This window comes from Enterobacter sp. PTB (assembly GCF_051130085.1).
Lineage (GTDB): Bacteria > Pseudomonadota > Gammaproteobacteria > Enterobacterales > Enterobacteriaceae > Enterobacter > Enterobacter ludwigii.
On the sequence record NZ_JBDKEE010000072.1, the window covers coordinates 1 to 2,805 of the forward strand.

Genomic DNA, 2,805 nt, shown 5'->3' on the forward strand with positions numbered 1-2,805 from the left:
CTCGAACCGCCGACCCCCTCCGTGTAAAGGAGATGCTCTACCAACTGAGCTAATCACCCCCGCTGTGTGGAGTCGCATTATAGGGAGAGTTGAAAATGAGTCAACGCATTTTCTAAAGTTTTTATTCGTTCGTCGTAAAATTAAACAAAACGATCGCGAAACGGGCGATGGCGCATGATTTCTAAACAAAAATCGCAAACTCCCTCACGATAAAGGGATCAACATTGAGGAATCCCCCCACAGTGATAGAATATTGCCCATTGTTTTTTTCCCAGGATTTGCCGATTGCCGGCATCTTTATAACGTAAGGCCATTTCATGAAAATCAAAACTCGCTTCGCGCCGAGCCCGACAGGCTATCTGCACGTCGGTGGTGCACGTACCGCTCTCTATTCCTGGCTTTTTGCACGCCACAACAAAGGTGAGTTCGTACTGCGTATTGAAGACACCGATCTCGAGCGCTCCACGCCGGAAGCAATTGAAGCCATTATGGATGGTATGAACTGGCTCAATCTGGAGTGGGACGAAGGCCCGTATTTCCAGACCAAACGTTTTGACCGCTACAACGCCGTGATTGATGAGATGCTGGTCGCGGGTACAGCGTATAAATGCTATTGCTCCAAAGAACGCCTTGATGCGCTGCGTGAAGATCAGATGGCGAAGGGTGAAAAACCGCGTTATGACGGCCGCTGCCGCCATGACCATAGCGAGCATGCTGCTGATGAACCGTGCGTGGTGCGTTTTGCTAACCCGCAGGACGGCTCGGTAATTTTTGACGACCAGATCCGTGGCCCGATCGAATTCAGCAACCAGGAGTTGGACGATCTGATCATCCGCCGCACCGACGGTTCCCCAACCTATAACTTCTGCGTTGTGGTTGACGACTGGGATATGGAAATCACGCATGTTATCCGTGGCGAAGACCATATCAACAACACCCCACGTCAAATCAACATCCTGAAAGCGCTGAACGCCCCTGTTCCGGTCTATGCGCACGTGTCCATGATCAATGGTGACGACGGCAAAAAACTGTCTAAACGCCACGGTGCAGTCAGCGTCATGCAGTATCGCGACGACGGCTATCTGCCGGAAGCGCTTCTGAACTATCTGGTGCGTCTGGGCTGGTCCAGCGGCGATCAGGAGATCTTTAGCCGTGAAGAGATGATCAATCTGTTCTCTCTGGGCGCGGTGAGCAAATCTGCGAGCGCGTTTAACACTGATAAGCTGCTTTGGCTGAACCACCACTACATCAATACTATGCAGCCGGAATATGTGGCGACATACCTGCAGTGGCACATCGAGCAGGCAAACATTGATACTCGTACTGGCCCTGAACTGGCGGAACTGGTGAAACTGCTCGGCGAGCGTTGCAAAACGCTGAAAGAGATCGCTGAAAGCTGCCGCTACTTCTATGAAGAGTTTGACGAGTTCGATGCAGACGCGGCGAAGAAGCACCTGCGTCCGGTTGCGCGTCAGCCACTCGAAGTGGTGCGTGACAAACTGGCGGCGATGACTGACTGGACTGCCGAGAATGTGCATCATGCCATTCAGGCGACGGCAGATGAGCTGGAAGTTGGTATGGGCAAAGTGGGTATGCCACTGCGTGTGGCAGTCACCGGTGCGGGTCAGTCTCCGGCACTCGATGTTACCGTTCATGCCATTGGTAAATCACGCAGCGTAGCGCGCATTAACAAGGCGCTGGATTTTATTACTGAGCGCGAAAACCAGCAGTAATAACGCCTGAACCATGAAAAACGGCAGGGAGACCTGCCGTTTTTTTATGCATTAAATTCAGCAATGCCGAGACGTGCAAGAAAGCCGCGTATCCCTTCACGCTTTAGTAAGGCATCCAGACGCTCCTGCTCAAGGTGCGTCATATTCTCCAGCGTCTCGATGATCCCAGGACGCAGAGTAGAGGAGGGTTCACTGTACAACGATGTCACCTCCGCCAGATGGTACACCGCCTGACGGTTACGGACAGCCGGGAGGCTCATGATGTGCTCCTTCACGCGGGCATCAATGTGAATCAGCCGTGCACGTCCGCCTTTCACCCCATTGACGCCCTCGGTTTTCCATCCCTGCTGGCGTATCCAGCGGTTCACCGTTTGCCGTGCAACACCCAAATTTTCTGCCAGCTCTTCGGTGGTCATTTTGCTACGGAATCTTTTCATATCAGTTCTGATCGCGTATCCCTAAACGTTGCAACAATCCGGTAATCCCTTCCCGCAGTAACAGTGATGTCATCTGCCTTTGCTCTTCCGGCGTCATTTCATTTGCCAGCGTCAGGAGCAGGGAGTGAAGCGAGCCATCATGGCTGGCACTTTCTGGTATCTCAGACGTTTCACTTGCCCGGCGCGCGCTGCGGATAAACTCACGCACTTTTTCATTAACGTGCACCAGACGCGCTTTGCCGCCCTGGACTCCTGGTTTTGGCGATGTAATCCAACCCTCTTTGCGTACCCATTTATTGATGGTCTGGCGGCTATAGCCAGTGAGCAGGGCTAACTCTTCTGGCGTCATTCGTTCCTTGATCATGCAATTTCCAGAATATTCGTGGGGTTAATTAACGGCTCATTTTATAGCACCGTTTTAGAGGAAAATGTGACAGGCTTAACTCATGACTGCGAGCAGACTCGCAAAGTGATTCATTTGCATGATTTTTCGGCGATTGAACCGCCGTCATTGATTTTGCCGTTGACACTCCGCAGCGGAATTCATATTATGCCGCCCGTCAACATGACAGCTTTACGATGGGGCTATAGCTCAGCTGGGAGAGCGCTTGCATGGCATGCAAGAGGTCAGCGGT

General features: G+C 52.2%; 4 protein-coding genes. 2 read left to right on the forward strand and 2 right to left on the reverse strand.

The window, feature by feature from the left end; translation table 11 throughout:
- The first annotated feature begins 317 nt into the window (after positions 1-317).
- Positions 318-1,733 carry a glutamate--tRNA ligase gene (gltX, locus tag AAIR21_RS27490; protein ID WP_014171074.1) on the forward strand — a complete coding sequence of 472 codons (1,416 nt, stop codon included), beginning with the start codon at positions 318-320 and terminating at the stop codon, positions 1,731-1,733.
- Between the two features lie 44 nt (positions 1,734-1,777).
- On the opposite strand, the gene AAIR21_RS27495 is transcribed toward gltX, so the two are convergent.
- Both AAIR21_RS27495 and AAIR21_RS27500 read right to left on the reverse strand, forming a co-directional pair.
- On the reverse strand, positions 1,778-2,170 hold the full coding sequence (locus tag AAIR21_RS27495; protein ID WP_042866304.1) for a YfeC-like transcriptional regulator: 393 nt from the start codon (positions 2,168-2,170) through the stop codon (positions 1,778-1,780).
- Position 2,171: 1 nt separating this feature from the next.
- Positions 2,172-2,534: a YfeC-like transcriptional regulator gene (locus tag AAIR21_RS27500; RefSeq protein WP_014171072.1), complete on the reverse strand. Its 363-nt coding sequence runs from the start codon at positions 2,532-2,534 to the stop codon at positions 2,172-2,174.
- Positions 2,535-2,552: 18 nt separating this feature from the next.
- On the opposite strand from AAIR21_RS27500, the gene AAIR21_RS27505 reads away from it, so the two are divergent.
- Positions 2,553-2,805 (forward strand): hypothetical protein (locus tag AAIR21_RS27505; RefSeq protein WP_434682781.1); only part of this gene is annotated, 253 nt, incomplete at its 3' end.